This window comes from Bacillus sp. JJ1773, assembly GCF_036962035.1.
Classification (GTDB): domain Bacteria; phylum Bacillota; class Bacilli; order Bacillales; family Cytobacillaceae; genus Cytobacillus.
The window spans coordinates 1-18,086 of sequence record NZ_JBALNX010000021.1 but is presented as its reverse complement, the minus strand read 5'-3'; the positions used below and the strand labels follow the sequence as shown (position 1 = coordinate 18,086).

Genomic DNA, 18,086 nt, shown 5'->3' with positions numbered 1-18,086 from the left:
GGGAGGAAACCATCAATGTATGTCCTTTAACTTAGTTTTAAAGGACACATAGGGAGGAAACCATCAATGTGTGTCCTTTAACTTAGTTTTTAAGGACATTAAATGGAGGAAACCATCAAAGTGTGTCCTTTAACTCAGGGGGAACTGCCAGATACCAAATAATATCCTAAGCCCCAAAAAGCCGCAGGAGTTAACCCCTGCGGCCTTTCCATTAAGATATAATCATTCATTCACAGATTCGTTTTCCTTAATTCGCTCTAAAGCCATTTCGTATGCATCATTTCCATAGTTGAGACAGCGTTTAACACGAGAAATGGTTGCGGTACTGGCACCTGTTTCGGTCTCGATCTTATGATATGTTTTTCCTTCTGTAAGCATTCGAGCAACTTCAAGACGTTGGGCTAAAGATTGAATCTCATTGACTGTACATAAATCATCAAAAAAACGATAGCATTCTTCTAAATCCTTTAAAGATAAAATCGATTTAAATAACTGATCCAGCTCTTTTCCTCTTAATTTATCAATTTGCATATGCTCATACCCCTTTAAATATAGAATCTATTCCTTTACATCAAAAGAAACTGTTTGCTCCAAGCCTGGGTTTGATGGAATAACATTAATCCAAGTTTTCCCTGGTACAAGTCCAACCATTTGTCCATTCAGCACTGGCAGGATTTTCCCCTCAATGCTTTGCCACTCAACCTCTTTCCATTGTCCTTTCTGCAGCAAGTACCCTCTTCCTCCAGATATAAGGTTGATGGACCTCCGTCCTGCGGAATCAATTACCTTGTGATCTGTTTCTACGATGAAAATATTATCAAGAAGCACCGGGTCTCCAGAATGTTGATCTGCGGTTAATTCACCATTAGAATACCGCTTATACTTTTCAAGAGTTTCATCATATTCATAGATTGAATTAAAGAGCTTGCTGTTAAAATAAGAAACCATAGCTGATTTTGCTTCTTCCCCGTTTAAAGCTTCTATCTCTTGTTTATCAAGGAAAGTAAGCGCTGCAGGAGCTTTATCCATGTCATAATTTCTTAATTCAGCGCCCTTTAAGAAATTCTCAAAGGAAGAATAAGAGTTATGCGGAGCTTTTCGGTCAGTGGAACGATAGAAAAGCGTCCCATCATAGTTCATTCCGTTTAAGTTATCGATATATCCTCTATCCATCATCGCTTTTGCGTCTGGACTATATCCATGAGCAATATACAGACTATCATAGCCTTTTGCCAATTCAATATAATAATCTCTTGCACTTCTTATAGGTCCAATTTTCTCTGGCTGTTCGCTTTGATAAATAGCAAGAAATCTCGTAATATCACCTTCTGCAAGCAGTTCATAGACAATGTCAGCCTGACCAAGACCTGATTGTGGACGTGCATGAGGGTCATTATTGATCATGACCGCTACTGCTCTTGTTTCCACCTGATCCTCAGTACCAACACCTGTTAATGGAAATTGGTAAGGCAAATCCTCTTCTTCGGATACTTGCTCTTGCTCCTCTGCCGTTTCTTCACGATTATTTTCTTCATTTTTTACGGTCGTTTTATCATTTTTACTGCATCCTGAAACTAGCAGCATGACCGCTGCAAAAGCAGCTATCCATTGTTTTAACATTAAGACACCCCTGTGATTGTGAAGTTTCCTGCCGCGATCACTTTTTAGAAAGTGAGTAAGGATATTTCAATAAACTTTGGTATGCTGGTTCTGTATAGTCTAGATGCAGATTTCCTTCAATTCTACTTTTACATTTTAACGCATTATCGTTGGAAAGAGTACTGTTTTGTTCATAACATCATATATTCCTTGCTGTGTGACCCTAATATATGGCAAATGGGTTGAAGAAAAGAAAAGAAGTGAATAAATAGGATCGTCGTGCTTATAGCCCCTTTCACTTAAATAGCTGCGAAGCTCTTTTTCTTTTTCAATTATACTTTCAACATTTTCGCTGGACATCACGCCCATAATATTGAGCGGAATTTCCTGAACAATTCGGCCCTGTTCCGAAACAGTAATACCTCCGCCAATCTCTTTCATTCGATTAAAGGCGTTCATCATATCCTGCTTGCTTTTTCCAATCAGGATAAAATCTCCTGTATTAGAAAAAGAACTGGCAAACCCGTCTAAATGAGTTGCAAAGCCTTTAAGCAGTGTGTTAATTCTCCATTTCCCATGTTTATCAACTAGCATGAAAAAACATTCATCATGGTCAGCAGATAACTGATCAGCCGAAACATTGATAGAGATGGAATATGGCTTCATAATGACTGTGTTCACCATATTGATCCCAAACGGCATGGAATATTGTAAATCATCCGACTCAAGATTCCAATCTATTTGTAAAGGTTTATAGCCTTTATCTTTCCAATCTATAGACTCGTATGCATCCAACGGTTCTCCATTCTTTTTGACCCACTTTCCTTTTGCTAAAACGGAAACAGGTGTAGGGTTTGTCTCATCTGTCAGAAAATTAATATTGGCGATTCTTCCCGTTGCGATGTTCCCATGCAAATGTTCAATATTATAGTGCCGTGCAATATTTATCGTTCCCATATTATAGGCGTCCATAATCGGGACTCCCTTTTCAATGGCTATTCGAATCATCTGATCAATGATGCCCTGTTCATAAAAAGAAGGAGAGGATCCATCAGTCGTAAATATCATTTGATCATAATGATTGATGCCTAGTTCATGTATTTCATCCAACAATACAGGTAAATCCGGACGGATCGATGAATATCTGAGAGAAACTGTATAGCCTTGCATTAAACGATTATAAACATCTTTTCCTGTCATCGCTTCATGGTCACAATCGGCTCCTAGCAGCATAAGCTTTGCCAACGTCTTCTCTGATGCCCCTGGGAAGTGTCCCTCAATTTTCTTTCCTTTCTTCTTCGTTTCCTGTATCCAATGCAGAATTAAATCATCGCCGTCTAATAATTTCGGCCAGCCTGTTAATTCCCCGCCTTGTAAAACGGCATCATGTTCAAGCCATGATTTTATATTACTATGAGAGAATATCGTTTCTTCATTTTGTATTTCTGTTTGTGCATCAAATCTGCACCACCAATACATCGATGTCGGCAAATGATTCATATCCTCAATAAAGGAAAACGCCGTCTTTTTATCTAATTGCAAAGCGAGAACCATATTGTCATTAATCAAGGTTGTTGTCCCGAATTGAGATGCATAGCTGGCAAATGAATGGGGATTATATAATTGAAACGGATGGGAATGGGGTTCAATGTAACCTGGAACAAGTATTAAACCTTCACAATCCATGACTTCACATTTGTCTAATTTTTCGGGAAGCCTTTCTCCCACATAGACAATGCGATCATTATAAATCCAAATGTTTGCCGTCATCCATTTACGAAATGCCTGATTTAGGTAATGTGCATTTTTAAGTATTATGGTCGGCGGTAATTTTCCATCTAATACTGAAACATGGTCACGCAAGTGCTTGTTTTTCCAACGGAATCTCTGTTCCAGCACGTTAAACCCTCCCCCTGTTTTGCTGTATGTTTAAAATCTATTTTTTTCAATAAGGATGATATTTTCTCTAATTTCTTTTTGGTAAAAAAAGCAAAAGAAAGCCCTTTCATTTCTATATCTTATCATATTTCGCAATTTAACGCACTAAAGAAATAGGTGGTTTTAAAAAAATATTAAAGAAGGTGAAGGCCCATTGAACGTCAAACCTAATATCGGGATTATCAATGCGTTAATCCGCATTACTATAGGACTTTCTGTTATGTCCTGTGCTTCCGCAAAACTTGTTATAAGACCTTGGCGCCAATCAAATTTTATTTGGGTTGTGCTCGGAGCAATGAAGGTGGCAGAAGGAATTGTTAGATATTGTCCAGTCACAGACCTTTATCGATGCGGACAGGAACGAATGAACGGGAATCAAGACGAAAACGGTGCTTTAAGTGAAATGGTTCCACATAACCCAACATAAAAAAACGATGTAACATGATTTTGACTTGTTTGTTTCCACTTTTTCATGAGATTTTTAAATTTCGGGAAACTATACGCTCTTTGTTTCCGCTTAATATCAAACCAATCATTAAAGCCCCCTACATGAGGGGGCTAAATAAGAAGGTGTGTCCATTATGTTCCTTGAATATTTAACAGATATGTCCTTTGTCCTAATCATATTAGTAGGAAGCATCATTGCTTTACTCTTTGCATTTATGCGAAAGTCTAGGAAAAGACGTGCTCGATAGCTTTATATCCGATATCCTTACGATAAAAGATGCCGCTGCAGTTTACCTTTTCTAATTCCAAATAAACTTTGTCCTGTGCTTCTTTTAATGTGTTTGCTTTCGCAGCTGCTAGGAAAACCCTGCCGCCGTTTGTTATGAATGCACCTGATTCATTCTTTTCAGTGCCCGCATGGAAAACTAGCACATCGCTGCTAATATTTTGCAAGCCTGATAAAATCGCACCCTTCTCATATTCCTCTGGGTATCCAACAGAAGCAGCGACAACTCCTAGCATGGCTTGTTCGTCCCAAACAATAGCAGGTGCTTCTCCATTCATAACGGCCAGCATCACTTCAGCTAAATCAGATTTCATTCTTGGCAGAACAACTTGCGTTTCCGGATCGCCAAATCGGGCATTAAATTCAATCACTTTAGGGCCAACTTCAGTAATGATGAGACCCGCGTATAGAACGCCGCAAAAATTCCGGCCTTCTTGAACAAGTGCTTTCGCTGTCGGTTTTAATATTGTTTCAATTGCAGTCTTTACCGTATCTTCACTTATATGAGGCACAGGGGAATAAGCACCCATTCCACCTGTATTCGGACCCTTGTCTCCGTCAAAGGCACGTTTATGATCTTGGGCAATCTCAAGAGGGATCACCGTTTCTCCATTTACGAAAGCCATTAGTGAAATTTCCTCTCCAGTCAAAAACTCCTCCAGGACAACAGTAGACGAAGCATCACCAAATCTTTCATTTAAAAGCATTTCTTCTAAGCTTTGTCTCGCCTCTTCCATTGTAAGCGCAACGGTCACACCTTTACCTGCTGCTAAACCGTCCGCTTTTATAACAATGGGAGCACCCTTTTCTTCTAGATAAGCTTTTGCATCATCATAAGTGGAGAATACCGCATAATCGGCAGTAGGAATGTTGTATTTCTTCATCAAATCCTTCGCAAATGACTTGCTGCCCTCTATGATTGCCGCTTCCTTTTTAGGGCCAAATACCCTTAATCCTTCCTCCTGGAAACGATCTGATATCCCTTCAAGAAGGGGAACTTCCGGTCCAATCACAGTAAGTCCAATCTCATGTTCTTTCGCAAATTGTACGAGTTGATCTTGTGCGTTTTCCGTAAGGGCTACAAGCTCAGCAACGTCCTCCATGCCTGGATTTCCTGGCGCAACAAATACTTTCTCTACTGACGGACTTTCAGAAAGCTTTCTGCAAATAGCGTGCTCACGGCCGCCTCTTCCTATTACTAGTACCTTCATTATAAACATCCCCCACTTTTAATGTTTAAAGTGTCTAATGCCCGTGAATACCATCGCGATTCCGTACTCATCCGCTTTTTTGATTGAATCCTCATCACGGACAGATCCGCCTGGCTGAATAATAGCTGTAATACCAGCTTTTGCAGCCGCTTCAACTGTATCATCCATCGGGAAGAATGCATCAGATGCCATAGCTGCTCCATTTGCTTTTTCCCCTGCTTGTTCTAAGCCAATTTTCGCTGCACCTACACGATTCATTTGACCTGCGCCAATTCCAAGGGTCATTTCTGCGTTATTCACAACAATGGCATTAGATTTCACATGTTTAACGACCTTCCAGCCAAGCTTTAGCGCTTTCCATTCTTCCTCAGTAGGCTGTCTTTTCGTTGGAATCGTGATTTCTGCGTGATCTAGTGTGTATTGATCAAAATCCTGGATTAATAATCCACCTTCAATAGATGTTAACTTTACTTCTTCTTTATTCTGTTTTGAGAATGGAACGGTTAAAAGACGTAGATTCTTTTTCCCTGTTAAAATCTCTAAAGCCTCTTTTGAAAAAGAAGGAGCAATAATGATTTCTAGAAAAATTTCATATAATTTTTGTGCTGTTTCTTTGTCCACTTCCCTATTGAAGGCAATAATTCCGCCAAAAATTGAAACAGGATCAGCAGCAAATGCTTTTGTAAAAGCATCGTATACTGTTTCTCCACTTCCAACCCCACAAGGATTCATATGCTTGACAGCTACTGCCGCTGGCTCTGTAAATTCCTTTACAATTTGAAGAGCTGCATCCGCATCATTTATGTTATTATAGGATAATTCTTTTCCATGTAATTGCTCAGCATTCGCAATCGAAAACTCTGAGCCTAACGGCTTCCGGTAAAAAGATGCCTTCTGATGTGGATTTTCTCCATATCGCAATGATTGTTTTAATTCATAAGTAACTGTTAATTTTTCAGGCACTTCCACATTAGCAAGCTTCGTCATATATTCTGCAATCATCGCGTCATAAGCAGCAGTATGACGGAATACCTTTGCAGCTAACTTACGGCGAGTTTCCTTTTCTACCTCACCGTTTTGCTTTAATTGGCTTAAAACTGTCTCATAATCGGAAGGATCGACAACAACCGTAACATACTCATGGTTTTTGGCTGAGGCGCGAAGCATAGCAGGTCCGCCGATATCGATATTTTCAATTGCATCCTCAACTGTTACGTCTGGCTTGGCAATGGTTTGCTGGAAAGGATATAAATTTACACATACGACATGAATCGGCTGAATTTGGTGCTCTTCCAATTGTTTCTTATGGCTCGGCTCATCAAACTTAGCTAATAATCCTCCATGGATGAATGGATTTAATGTCTTGACCCGTCCTTCTAATATTTCCGGAAAACCAGTAACGTCGCTGACACCTGTCACAGGAAGTCCAATCTCTTCCAAGGCAGTTTTTGTACCGCCTGTGGAAAGAATTTCAAACCCTAATTCGCTTAATGCCTTTGCGAATTCAGCGACTCCACTTTTATCAGAAACGCTAATTAGTGCTCTTTTCTTCATCAAGTATGCCCTCCAAAAAATTAATGCCTTCTCTAATTCATGAACGTTTTACTCAGCTAGGTGAAAGAGCTATTACAAATTGTTCGTTAGCAACTTTTGTAAAACTGCTGGATAAAGCTGATGTTCAATTCCATGGATTTTAGCTTCAAGACTTTCCATCGTTTCTTCTGAACTAATTTCAACCTCTTGCTGAGCAATAATCGGGCCCGTATCCATTCCTTCATCAACGAAATGAACGGTTACACCGCTAACCCTTGCTTTCGCTTCTAATGCTTGACCAATAGCATCCTTTCCTGGAAAAGCAGGCAGCAAGGAAGGATGAATATTAACGATTTTCCCCTCAAATGCCCTCAGAATAGTTTGTCCAATTAGCCTCATATAGCCAGCTAAAATAATATATTCAACATTGAGATCTTCAAGTTTATTCAAAATTACTTTTTCATAGGTTTCTTTATTTGGGTACTCTTTAGCAGTAAAAATAAACTGAGGAATATTCCCTTTTTCAGCCCGTTTAATACAAAATGCATCGGGCTTATCACATACAAGCAATTGAATATCAGCTTGAAGCTCGCCTTTTTGAACTGCATCTATAATGGCTTGGAAGTTCGTCCCGCTGCCAGAAGCAAATACTGCAATCTTTTTCATTATAAAATCTCAATTCCTTCTTTATCAGTTACTGTTCCTATCAGATAAGCCTTTTCGCCGTTCTCATTAAAATGGGACATCACATCATGTGCAATTTCTTGATCCACTGCTAAGACCATTCCTGTTCCCATATTAAAAATATTGTACATTTCTTTACGGTCTAATTCGCCAATCTTCTCCATTAATTTAAAGACAGCAGGTACTTCCCAATTGCTTTCTTTTAATTGTGCACCTAAGCCTTCAGGAAGCATGCGTGGAATGTTTTCAATAAAACCGCCGCCTGTAATATGGGCCATCCCTTTAATTTTGAATTTATTCAATGCAGAAAGAATCGGCTTTACGTAAATCTTCGTTGGACGCAAAAGCTCCTCTCCTAACGTGCAGCCTAATTCATCAACATGGTCCGTTAACGACATGTTAGCTTGATCAAAAAATAATTTTCTAACTAAAGAATATCCATTGCTGTGAATTCCACTTGAGGCAAGGCCAATGAGTGCGTCTCCACTTTTAATATCTGTGCCGCTGATAATGTTTGACTTTTCACAAGCACCGACAGCAAATCCGGCAAGATCATATTCTTCTTCCGTATACATGCCTGGCATTTCAGCTGTTTCGCCTCCAACAAGTGCACACCCTGCCTGTTCACACCCATCGGCAATCCCTTTAACAATCGCCTCAATCTTAGATGGCTCAGCTTTACCGCAGCCAATATAGTCTAAGAAATAAATCGGCTCCGCCCCTTGGACAACGATATCGTTTACGCACATAGCAACAGCGTCAATACCAATTGTATCGTGTTTATCCATCATAAATGCGAGCATTAATTTCGTTCCTACTCCATCTGTACCCGATACAAGAACAGGTTCTTTTAAATTCAGAACCGATAAATCAAACATCCCGCCAAATCCGCCCAAACCACCGAAAACACCTGGGCGAACCGTTTTCTCTACATGTTTTTTCATTCGCGATACCGCTTCATAGCCTGCTTCAATATCGACTCCAGCCTGCTTATATGCATTTGCCATTATTAGTCCTCCTCGTTAGAAAAGCGTAAGTGCTAGACAATTTATTCTTAAAACAGTTCAAAACAAAAGCGACATCTTTCAATGCCGCTTTATCAAATTCATCTCAATATATATCCTATCAAAATCCTATTAACCGACTGGAACCTTTTCCTCGCTTTTAACCGGATTGATTTCAGTTGGATAATTGCCTGTAAAGCAAGCAAGACAAAGGCCATGTGGTTGACCAGATTTATTTTTATTAATCGCTTCAGCCATTCCTTCTACACTTAAAAAGGTTAAAGAATCCGCACCCAGAATCTCTCTAATTTCTTCTATTGAATGATTAGCAGCAATTAATTCTCTTTTAGTGGACATATCAATCCCATAGAAGCATGGATTATTAATGGTAGGAGAGCTAATCACTACATGTACTTCAGTTGCGCCTGCTTCCCGAAGCAAGTTAACAATTCTTTTGCTCGTTGTCCCACGAACAATCGAGTCATCTACCATGATCACTCGTTTTCCTTCTACAACACCTCTAACAGGAGAAAGCTTCATTTTTACACCTTGCTCTCTGAGAGCTTGTGAAGGTTGAATAAATGTCCGTCCCACATAGCGATTTTTAATTAGTCCCATTTCATATGGAATTCCAGTAACTTCTGCATATCCGATCGCAACTGAAATACTAGAATCTGGAACACCTGTAACCACATCTGCTTCAATCGGAGCTTCAAGTGCCAATTGCTTCCCAAGTCTTTTTCTGGCAGAATGAACATTTATGCCATTAATATTGCTATCCGGCCGTGAAAAATAAATATATTCCATCGCACACATAGCTGTTTGCGATGCCACTGAAAACATTTCCGAATGGAGTCCTTCATCACTAATAACAAGCAATTCTCCAGGATGAATATCGCGTTCAAATTTTGCTCCGACAATATCAAAGGCACATGTTTCAGATGCAACAACATATGCATCTCCTAGTTTTCCGAGAGCAAGAGGCTTCATGCCGTTCGGATCAAGAGCAACAATTAATTCTGTTTCAGTCATGACTAGGAAAGCATAGGCTCCTTTTAACATCGATAAAGCATTTTTCACCCGATCCTTTAAAGAAGTAAATCCGCCTCTTCTAATAAGGTGAGCTAAGATTTCCGTATCCGAGCTCGTTTGAAAAATACTTCCTTGGTTTTCGAGCTGATGCCTTAATGCTTTAGCGTTGATTAAACTTCCATTATGGCAAAGAGCCATGCTGCCACTTTGTGAATGGAATAGGAGGGGCTGGATATTTTCATATCCGCTTCCTCCGTTAGTTGAATACCTTACATGGCCAATGGCTGAGCTGCCTGCTAATTCTTTCATCGATTCAGCTGTAAATACTTCATTCACAAGTCCATCGCCTTTTACGCCTCTTAGCTTGGACCCATCCGTCACAACAATTCCAGTTCCCTCTTGACCCCGATGCTGTAAGCTATGAAGGCCATAATATGTTATTTGAGATGCATCTGTATGGCCCCATACACCGAAAATTCCACATTCTTCTTGTAAGCCTTCTAGTTCAGCAGGCATGGAATAGCCCCTTTCCAGGCTTGTCGAAGTACATCAACTTGCTCGGTAAGCACAGTTTCCTTCTCTTCTGAATTAATTTGAAGAACTCCTGTATCTGTAACCTCACCAAGTAGTTTTGCATCAACTAAGCCTTCAAATTCTTTTTGGTTTTCTTTTTTAACCGATAGTAAGAAACGGGATTGTGATTCACTGAATAAGGCAGACACAATATTTCCTGAAATCTCAATATTGGCACCAAGACCTTTTGTACCCATTAAGCTTTCAGCAATGGCAACGGCCAATCCACCTTCAGATAAATCATGAGCAGAAGCTACTACCCCCGCGCGAATGGCAGTTAGTACTTGTTTCTGATACTTTTCTTCAATATCTAGATCCAGTTCAGGCGCTTTTCCAAAAATCTTTCCGTACGTTAATTTTTGTAATTCGCTCCCGCCGAATTCATCTTTCGTTTCACCTAATAAATAGATCAGATCTCCTGCATCTTTAAAATTTTGAGTTGTTGCGTGGTCAATATTTTCAAGAAGACCGACCATACCAATTGTAGGAGTTGGATAAATTGCTTTTCCGTCGTATTGATTCGATAATGATACATTTCCGCCAATAACTGGTGTGTTTAATTTGCGGCATGCTTCACTGATACCATCAGCAGATTTATCGATTTGCCAGAAAATCTCCGGGTTATCAGGGCTGCCAAAGTTTAAGTTATCTGTAACTGCTAAAGGCTCTCCGCCAGAGCAAACGATATTTCTCGCTGCTTCAGAAACGGCAATTTTCCCGCCTGTTTCTGGATCAAGATAAACATAGCGTCCATTACAGTCCGTTGTCATCGCTAAGCCTTTGCGTGTTCCACGGATTCTAACCACAGCTGCATCAGAGCCAGGGGCAACAACTGTATTCGTACCAGCCATATAATCAAACTGATTATATACCCATTCCTTACTAGCAATAGTTGGTTGTCCGAGAAGCTTAACAAGCGTTTCTTTATGATCACTGACCGCAGGAATATCATTTTCCATTGCTTGGAACTCACGGAAATATGCCGGCTCTTGTGATGGCTTATTATAGACTGGTGCTTCCTCTGCTAATGCATCAGCAGGTACTTCTGCTACGACTTCACCTTTGTGCAGTAGACGGAGCATTTTATCGTCTGTTACTTTTCCAATTGAAACGGCCTCAAGATGATATTTCGCAAAAAGATCGGTGATTTCTTGCTCTCTGCCAACTTTTACAACAATCAACATTCTCTCTTGTGATTCAGAAAGCATCATTTCAAAAGCCGACATTCCAGGTTCTCTCTGAGGAACGAGGTCTAAGTTCATTTCTACTCCTGAACCTGCTTTACTTGCCATTTCAGCTGAAGAACTCGTTAAGCCAGCTGCCCCCATATCTTGAATACCAATCAGCGCATCTGATTGAACTAACTCTAGGCAAGCTTCCATTAGACGCTTCTCTAGGAACGGATCACCTGCTTGAACTGCAGAACGTTCTTCAACTGGTTCGTCTTTTAATTCAGCTGAAGAGAAGGATGCTCCATTAATTCCATCGCGGCCTGTTGGTGCTCCTACATACATCACCGTGTTTCCAATTCCACGCGCCTGTCCTTTTTGAATATCCTTATGGTCAAGCAACCCAACTACCATTGCGTTCACTAGCGGATTTTTTTCGTAGGCTGGATCAAACTGAACTTCTCCACCAACAGTTGGTACTCCAATTCGGTTCCCATAGCCAGCAATACCAGCAACCGCTTCTTTGAATAGATACTTCACACGTGGCGAATCTAATTCACCAAAGCGTAATGAATTCAGTGCGGCAATTGGTCTTGCACCCATTGAAAAGACATCGCGAAGAATTCCTCCTACACCTGTTGCTGCCCCTTCATAAGGCTCAATAGCAGATGGAGAGTTATGGCTTTCGATTTTGAAAACAACCGCTTGCTCATCGCCAATATCAACAATTCCTGCTCCTTCCCCTGGACCTTGAAGAACTCTTTCACCCGTTGTAGGGAATTTTCTTAAAATGGGTTTAGAGCTTTTATAGCTGCAGTGTTCAGACCACATGCCAGAAAATAGACCTGTCTCTGTGTAGTTTGGAAGGCGGCCGAGAATTTTCTCAATCATCGCAAATTCTTCATCCGTTAAACCCATTTCTTTATAAATTTTATCTGCTTTAATTTGTTCTGGACTTTGTTCAAGCATTAGCGACATGTGCTTCCCTCCAATTTTTCACGATCGATTGAAAAAGCTTTAAACCATCCAATCCTCCGATTATCTCTTCAACTGCTCTCTCCGCATGAGGCATAATTCCTAAAACATTACCTTTTTCGTTCGTAATCCCAGCGATATTTTCAAGGCTTCCATTCGGGTTAGAGCCATTATACGTAAATACAATTTGCTTATTTTCTATTAAACTTTTAAGTGTTTCCTCGTCACAATAGTAATTGCCATTCCAGTGTGCGATTGGAAGTGAAAGAACTTCATTTTGTTGATATTCAGATGTGAACATCGTCTCATTATTTTCAACTTTTACTTCCACTGAGCGACAGATAAACTCTAAGCCTTCATTTTGTTTCACGGCTCCTGGAAGAATACCTGCTTCTAATAAAATTTGGAACCCGTTGCTTACGCCGATTACCGGCTTTCCTGCTTCTGCTGCTTTTTTTACTTCTTGGATAATTCTGCTGTGGCGTGCAATGGCACCTGGACGTAGATAATCCCCAAATGACGCGCCGCCTGGAAGGATGATTCCGTCAAAACCCTCAAGATTTTCCGCCTCGTGACTAACAATCTCCACTTCTTCCCCGAGAACATCTTTTACAGCATTGTACATATCAACCTCATTGGAACCTGGAAAAGCAATGACTGCTAGCTTCACTGAGCAACTACCTCCTCGATTTCAAAACGGTAATCTTCGACATTCAAGTTAACTAATAATTTTTCACACATTTCCTTTACGATTTCATCGATATTACGATCTGTTTTTTCTAAAGTTAACTCTACATATTTACCAATACGAACATCGGACACTTCGCCGTAATTTAGCTTGTGAAGCGAATCTTTTGCAACTGTACCTTGAGGATCGATAACACTTTCTCTTAATGTGACGAATACTTTTACTTTGTACATACTGTTTGGCCTCCCAGTTTGGCTATTATTTTTTTATATGAATCTCTTAAACCTTCAATATCTTTTTTCATGAAAGTTCCCTAAGGTGAAGAGTGGGGAATTTTTATTTGATAAGAGGCAAAGAATCCTTCACCTCTTATTTTTTATAAACCTAGTCGTTCAAAAATTGTTTCGACATGCTTAATGTGGTAATGATAATCAAAGCAATCATCAATTTCGTTAGAGTCAAGCTTAGCAGTAATCGTCTCATCCTGCTCGATCAAGCTGCGAAACGGAACTTGCTTCTCCCATGCTTCCATCGCACGCAGCTGGACAGTGTCATACGCTTCTTCGCGTGTAAGCCCTTTATCGATAAGAGCGAGTAAAACGCGCTGCGAGTAAATTAATCCTAGCGTGCGATCCATATTTCTCTTCATATTTTCAGGGAATACGGTTAAATTCTTTACTATATTGCCAAAGCGATTAAGCATATAATTTAAGGCTATGGTTGCATCTGGGATGATGATTCTTTCGGCAGAGGAATGAGAGATATCTCGTTCGTGCCATAATGCTACGTTTTCGTAGGCAGTGAGCATATACCCGCGGATCACCCTTGCCATCCCAGTCATATTTTCTGAACCGATTGGGTTTCGCTTGTGCGGCATAGCCGATGAGCCTTTCTGACCTTTTGCAAAAAACTCTTCTACCTCACGTGTTTCACTCTTTTGAAGACCGCGTATTTCTGTCGCAAATTTTTCAATGGATGTGGCAATTAAAGCGATTGTGCTCATATAGTGCGCATGGCGATCACGTTGTAATGTCTGTGTTGAAATGGGTGCTGGCTTCAAGCCAAGCTTCTCGCATACATATTTCTCTACATAGGGATTAATATTCGCGTATGTTCCAACGGCTCCTGAAATTTTCCCAAATTCTATGCCTTCAGCTGCTTCCTTAAAGCGATTTTCGTTACGCTTCATTTCCTCGTACCAAAGAGCAAGCTTCAGGCCGAAAGTAGTTGGTTCAGCATGGACACCGTGCGTACGGCCCATCATAACTGTATATTTATGTTGTTGTGCTTTGTTTTTCAAAATTTCAACGAAACGTTCAAGATCTTTAAGAAGGATTTGATTTGCTTGCTTAATTTGGTAGGAAAGAGCCGTATCCACAACATCTGTTGACGTTAATCCGTAATGAACCCATTTTCTTTCTTCACCGAGTGTCTCAGAAACGGCACGGGTAAAAGCCACGACATCATGTCTTGTCTCTTCCTCGATTTCTTTAATGCGTTCCATATTAAAGGTAGCATTCTCGCGGATTTTTTGAACATCCTCTTTTGGAATATCGCCAATCTCCGCCCATGCTTCACATGCAAGAATTTCAACCTCTAACCACGCCTGAAACCGATTCTCCTCCGCCCAAATCGCGCCCATTTCTGGCCTTGTATAGCGTTCAATCATCTTTTAGCCTCCGATCTTTTATCTCACATCGGACCAAATGCCGCTATCCTCAGCTTCACCAATTGCCGTTTCAACTGAATCGCGCAAGAGAGTTACATGACCCATTTTGCGTTTATGTTTGGCATCCTTTTTACCGTACAAATGAATTTTCCAATCATTTAATGACGGAATCTTCTTTATTAATGGTTCCTGATGTTCTCCTAATATGTTTACCATTAATGTTGGTTTTAATAGATGTGTACTGCCAAGCGGCCAATTACAAACTGCACGGATATGCTGCTCAAACTGCGAGGTTTCGCAAGCTTCAATGGAATAATGCCCTGAATTATGGGGCCTTGGCGCAAGCTCATTAATGTAAATGTGATCATCAGCTGTCAAAAACATCTCGACTGCCAATGTTCCGACAAGGTCGAATGCTTCTGCAAGCTGCTTAGCTGCATCTACAGCAGTTTCCTTTGCCTGTTCCGATATTCTTGCCGGTACGATTGTTTGATGAAGAATATTGTCTTTATGAATATTTTCTCCAACTGGCAAAACAGCCGTTTCACCAGAAACGCTTCGAAAAATAATAACCGAGATTTCTTTTTCAAACGGAATCCACTTTTCAAGGACACAAATTCCTTTTTCAAGAAGCTTTGCCGCTTCTACAATATCTTGCTCGTTTCTAATGACGTATTGTCCTTTTCCGTCATATCCGCCTCTAGCCGTCTTTAATACTGCCGGAAATCCGAGTTGCTCGATATTTGCATATATATCGTCTATTTCTCTAATCACTGCATATGGAGCAACCTCTGCACCGGCTTTTTTTATGGCTGCTTTTTCCTTTGTCCTATCCTGTGTTATTTCAAGCAATGCAGATCCTTGAGGGACATAGGTGTTGGCACATAACCAATCCAAGGCTTCCGCGTTAATATTTTCAAATTCATACGTAATGACATCACTTACTTTTGCCAGTTCCTTTATAGAATCAATGCTGTCATATTCACCGATAATGGCATGATCAGCGACTTGCCCGCATGGTGAATCTTCGGTCGGGTCAAGCACTGCAATCCTAAATCCTTGTGCTTTTGCGGCAATCGCCATCATTCTTCCTAATTGTCCACCGCCAATAATTCCAATCGTTTGACCTGGTAAAATGACTTTTTTAGACAAGCTCATCACTACTTTCTAAAACTTCTTGTTTCGTGTTTTCTCTTTTTTGTTCTAGACGATCTGCCATATGTGAATCAAAGGCACCAAGTATTTGTGCTGCAAGCAGACCGGCATTTGTCGCACCTGCCTTGCCAATAGCCACTGTTGCTACCGGCACTCCACCTGGCATCTGTACAATGGAGAGTAAAGAGTCCAAACCGTTTAGCGCTTTTGATTGGATTGGAACACCAATGACTGGAAGTGTCGTTTTAGCTGCAACCATACCTGGTAGATGAGCAGCACCTCCAGCCCCGGCAATAATCACCTTAATGCCTTTTTCTCTCGCCTTTTCCGCATATTCAAACATGAGATCTGGAGTTCGATGGGCGGAAACAACCTTTTTTTCATATTGAATTTCAAGCTCATCCAGGATATCGCAAGTATGCTTCATCGTTTCCCAATCTGATTTACTACCCATGATCACTGCAACTTCTGCCATCTTTTTTCCTCCAGCACTAAGTTTTATACAAAATAAAATGCCCAGACAAATACTATCTTCAAAGAGAGAAAGTATTTGCCTGGGCAAAAAAGCATACAGGAACACACCTAAATAGAACAGGATGAATTCCTATTTACGCCAGTCATATTTACTTTCCCTCATAGTCCAATAATTAACGGTTATTGGGTAGATACTTATGGGCCTTATTCCCATTATTATATGAGGGGGATTATTCGCTTCATTTATTTCTTATATGCACATCTTAACAACTATTGATAGTAATGTCAACCAATAATCGAACAATACATCTAATTACTTATATATCGTTCGTGTTTTATCATTCAATTACTTTAGCTTCAAACAGAATCTGGCGTCCTACTGGCTCATAGGTAGTCGTTTGGCCTATCTTTTTTTCCTCAAAGATCGGCTTTTCTGTTCTTCTAACAGGAAAATACCCTGCCTTTTTTATTCGCTCTAGACACATATCAATGGTTTCATTTTCCTGCACTTCAAAAACCATTTTCTTTTTTCCTTTACTCATGAAAATAACTTCCCTTTCTTTACGCTTTTCACCCAAAAGCCGCCATGAATGGTTTTCGGCTCGTACGCAATAATAAACGCTTTCGGATCAAGCTCTTTAATCGTATGGTATAACTTTAATTCATATTTTCTTGGTGTCAGGATCTGCAGAGCCATCCGATCCCCTTCTAAGCCGTTAGCTGCCCAGGTTGTCACACCATAGCCCTTTTCCCTTAGCATCTTCGGCATGTCCAAATCATATTCTTTTGTTATTACATTCACGGTAATATAACCAAGGGCGAGCTTTTCCTCAATTTTCATCCCAACAATAACACCAATCCCATAACCAACCGCGTAAGCAATCAAATTCTGGATTTCATTAAGGTTATCAAGAACCAAACCTAACCCCACTACATAAATAACAACTTCAATCATACTAATAAAAGCAGCCAAGTATCTCTGGCCTTTTAACGTTAAGATCATTCTGATCGTAAAGAAGGATACATACACAATATTGATTAACAGAATAATAGTTATCATTAAAAAACCACTTTCTAACAAAGAAAGCTCCCCCTTTATAGTGACAGTCTACTTCCTAATATATTGTTAATTCCCTTTTGATACCATTTTAACACCTAATATTGAATATTAATTGTACATAAGATTGGTGATTTTGCGAAGGGGAAATTAATTTTTGGAACTAAGATTGCTTAACATGTATAAAATGGCTTTTTTCGTTGTTGCTTGGAGCATCTAGTATTTTTGAATAGGATCATGAATGAGGTGGGGAAAATGGGGGCCTTAACTACATTCGAGTGTTTTTTTTGCCAAAGGGAGTTTTAGACTGCTCTTAACTACTTTCGATGGATTTTTTCTTGCTGATGGGCGTTATAAATAGCTCTTAACTTCCTTCGGACTACTTTTTTCATGACGGTGGGCGCTATAATCCTAGCTTTTGTTTTGTGCAGCGGCATTAATAATGCTACCTTATCTCAATTTTAGGTAACATTAATAAATTGTCAAACATTAACATCACACCATTATAGGATTTATCATTTATAAAGCCATTAAAACCCACAAAAAAAAGAACATCTAAATGATGTTCTTTTTTTGCCTAGCGACGTCCTAC

The 18,086-nt window shown here is 40.0% G+C and carries 18 protein-coding genes and 1 riboswitch; of the genes, 2 read left to right on the top strand and 16 right to left on the bottom strand.

The window, feature by feature from the left end; all coding sequences use genetic code 11:
- Positions 1-222: 222 nt before the first annotated feature.
- The 3 genes from V7127_RS04680 to V7127_RS04670 form a co-directional block, all read right to left on the bottom strand.
- Positions 223-531, bottom strand: a complete 309-nt coding sequence (locus V7127_RS04680; protein ID WP_335344315.1) for a YerC/YecD family TrpR-related protein — start codon at positions 529-531, stop codon at positions 223-225.
- Between the two features lie 27 nt (positions 532-558).
- Positions 559-1,620 (bottom strand): DUF3048 domain-containing protein, encoded by a 1,062-nt coding sequence (locus V7127_RS04675; RefSeq protein WP_335483978.1) that lies wholly within the window; start codon positions 1,618-1,620, stop codon positions 559-561.
- Between the two features lie 135 nt (positions 1,621-1,755).
- Positions 1,756-3,498: an adenine deaminase C-terminal domain-containing protein gene (locus V7127_RS04670; RefSeq protein WP_335483976.1), complete on the bottom strand. Its 1,743-nt coding sequence runs from the start codon at positions 3,496-3,498 to the stop codon at positions 1,756-1,758.
- A 193-nt stretch (positions 3,499-3,691) separates the two neighbouring features.
- On the opposite strand from V7127_RS04670, the gene V7127_RS04665 reads away from it, so the two are divergent.
- Both V7127_RS04665 and V7127_RS04660 read left to right on the top strand, forming a co-directional pair.
- Positions 3,692-3,964 carry a YgaP family membrane protein gene (locus tag V7127_RS04665; protein ID WP_335483974.1) on the top strand — a complete coding sequence of 91 codons (273 nt, stop codon included), beginning with the start codon at positions 3,692-3,694 and terminating at the stop codon, positions 3,962-3,964.
- A 154-nt stretch (positions 3,965-4,118) separates the two neighbouring features.
- Entirely contained in the window at positions 4,119-4,232 is a 114-nt protein-coding gene (locus tag V7127_RS04660) for an EYxxD motif small membrane protein (protein ID WP_335484015.1), read from the top strand.
- Here V7127_RS04660 and purD read toward each other — a convergent pair.
- The 13 genes from purD to V7127_RS04595 all read right to left on the bottom strand — a co-directional run bounded on the left by purD (position 4,210) and on the right by V7127_RS04595 (position 17,497).
- Entirely contained in the window at positions 4,210-5,481 is a 1,272-nt protein-coding gene (gene purD, locus V7127_RS04655; protein WP_335483972.1) for a phosphoribosylamine--glycine ligase, read from the bottom strand. The two genes, V7127_RS04660 and purD, sit on opposite strands and share 23 nt — an antisense overlap.
- An 18-nt stretch (positions 5,482-5,499) precedes the next feature.
- On the bottom strand, positions 5,500-7,035 hold the full coding sequence (gene purH / locus V7127_RS04650; protein ID WP_335483970.1) for a bifunctional phosphoribosylaminoimidazolecarboxamide formyltransferase/IMP cyclohydrolase: 1,536 nt from the start codon (positions 7,033-7,035) through the stop codon (positions 5,500-5,502).
- A 72-nt stretch (positions 7,036-7,107) separates the two neighbouring features.
- On the bottom strand, positions 7,108-7,680 hold the full coding sequence (gene purN / locus V7127_RS04645; protein ID WP_335483968.1) for a phosphoribosylglycinamide formyltransferase: 573 nt from the start codon (positions 7,678-7,680) through the stop codon (positions 7,108-7,110).
- A complete protein-coding gene (purM, locus tag V7127_RS04640; protein WP_335483966.1) occupies positions 7,680-8,705 on the bottom strand; it encodes a phosphoribosylformylglycinamidine cyclo-ligase in 1,026 nt (341 codons plus the stop codon). Before purM ends, purN begins: the two co-directional genes overlap by 1 nt.
- Before the next feature lie 129 nt (positions 8,706-8,834).
- Complete coding sequence (purF, locus tag V7127_RS04635) at positions 8,835-10,250, bottom strand: amidophosphoribosyltransferase (RefSeq protein WP_335344323.1); 1,416 nt, start codon at positions 10,248-10,250, stop codon at positions 8,835-8,837.
- The gene (gene purL, locus V7127_RS04630; protein ID WP_335344324.1) at positions 10,235-12,454 is read right to left on the bottom strand and encodes a phosphoribosylformylglycinamidine synthase subunit PurL; all 2,220 of its coding nucleotides are present in this window, start codon (positions 12,452-12,454) and stop codon (positions 10,235-10,237) included. Before purL ends, purF begins: the two co-directional genes overlap by 16 nt.
- Positions 12,438-13,121, bottom strand: coding sequence for a phosphoribosylformylglycinamidine synthase subunit PurQ (purQ, locus tag V7127_RS04625; RefSeq protein WP_335483964.1), 684 nt, complete (start codon positions 13,119-13,121; stop codon positions 12,438-12,440). The genes purL and purQ overlap by 17 nt, the downstream gene beginning before the upstream one ends.
- Positions 13,118-13,372, bottom strand: coding sequence for a phosphoribosylformylglycinamidine synthase subunit PurS (gene purS / locus V7127_RS04620; RefSeq protein ID WP_335344326.1), 255 nt, complete (start codon positions 13,370-13,372; stop codon positions 13,118-13,120). The genes purQ and purS overlap by 4 nt, the downstream gene beginning before the upstream one ends.
- A gap of 143 nt (positions 13,373-13,515) precedes the next feature.
- Entirely contained in the window at positions 13,516-14,808 is a 1,293-nt protein-coding gene (gene purB / locus V7127_RS04615; RefSeq protein ID WP_335483962.1) for an adenylosuccinate lyase, read from the bottom strand.
- A gap of 18 nt (positions 14,809-14,826) precedes the next feature.
- Positions 14,827-15,966, bottom strand: a complete 1,140-nt coding sequence (gene purK, locus V7127_RS04610) for a 5-(carboxyamino)imidazole ribonucleotide synthase (protein WP_335483960.1) — start codon at positions 15,964-15,966, stop codon at positions 14,827-14,829.
- Positions 15,953-16,438, bottom strand: coding sequence for a 5-(carboxyamino)imidazole ribonucleotide mutase (purE, locus tag V7127_RS04605; protein ID WP_335344329.1), 486 nt, complete (start codon positions 16,436-16,438; stop codon positions 15,953-15,955). Before purE ends, purK begins: the two co-directional genes overlap by 14 nt.
- A gap of 141 nt (positions 16,439-16,579) precedes the next feature.
- Positions 16,580-16,681: riboswitch (purine riboswitch) on the bottom strand.
- 94 nt (positions 16,682-16,775) lie between these two features.
- Positions 16,776-16,979 (bottom strand): NETI motif-containing protein, encoded by a 204-nt coding sequence (locus V7127_RS04600; protein WP_335483958.1) that lies wholly within the window; start codon positions 16,977-16,979, stop codon positions 16,776-16,778.
- Positions 16,976-17,497, bottom strand: a complete 522-nt coding sequence (locus tag V7127_RS04595) for a DUF2179 domain-containing protein (RefSeq protein WP_335344332.1) — start codon at positions 17,495-17,497, stop codon at positions 16,976-16,978. The genes V7127_RS04600 and V7127_RS04595 overlap by 4 nt, the downstream gene beginning before the upstream one ends.
- Positions 17,498-18,086: the final 589 nt, after the last annotated feature.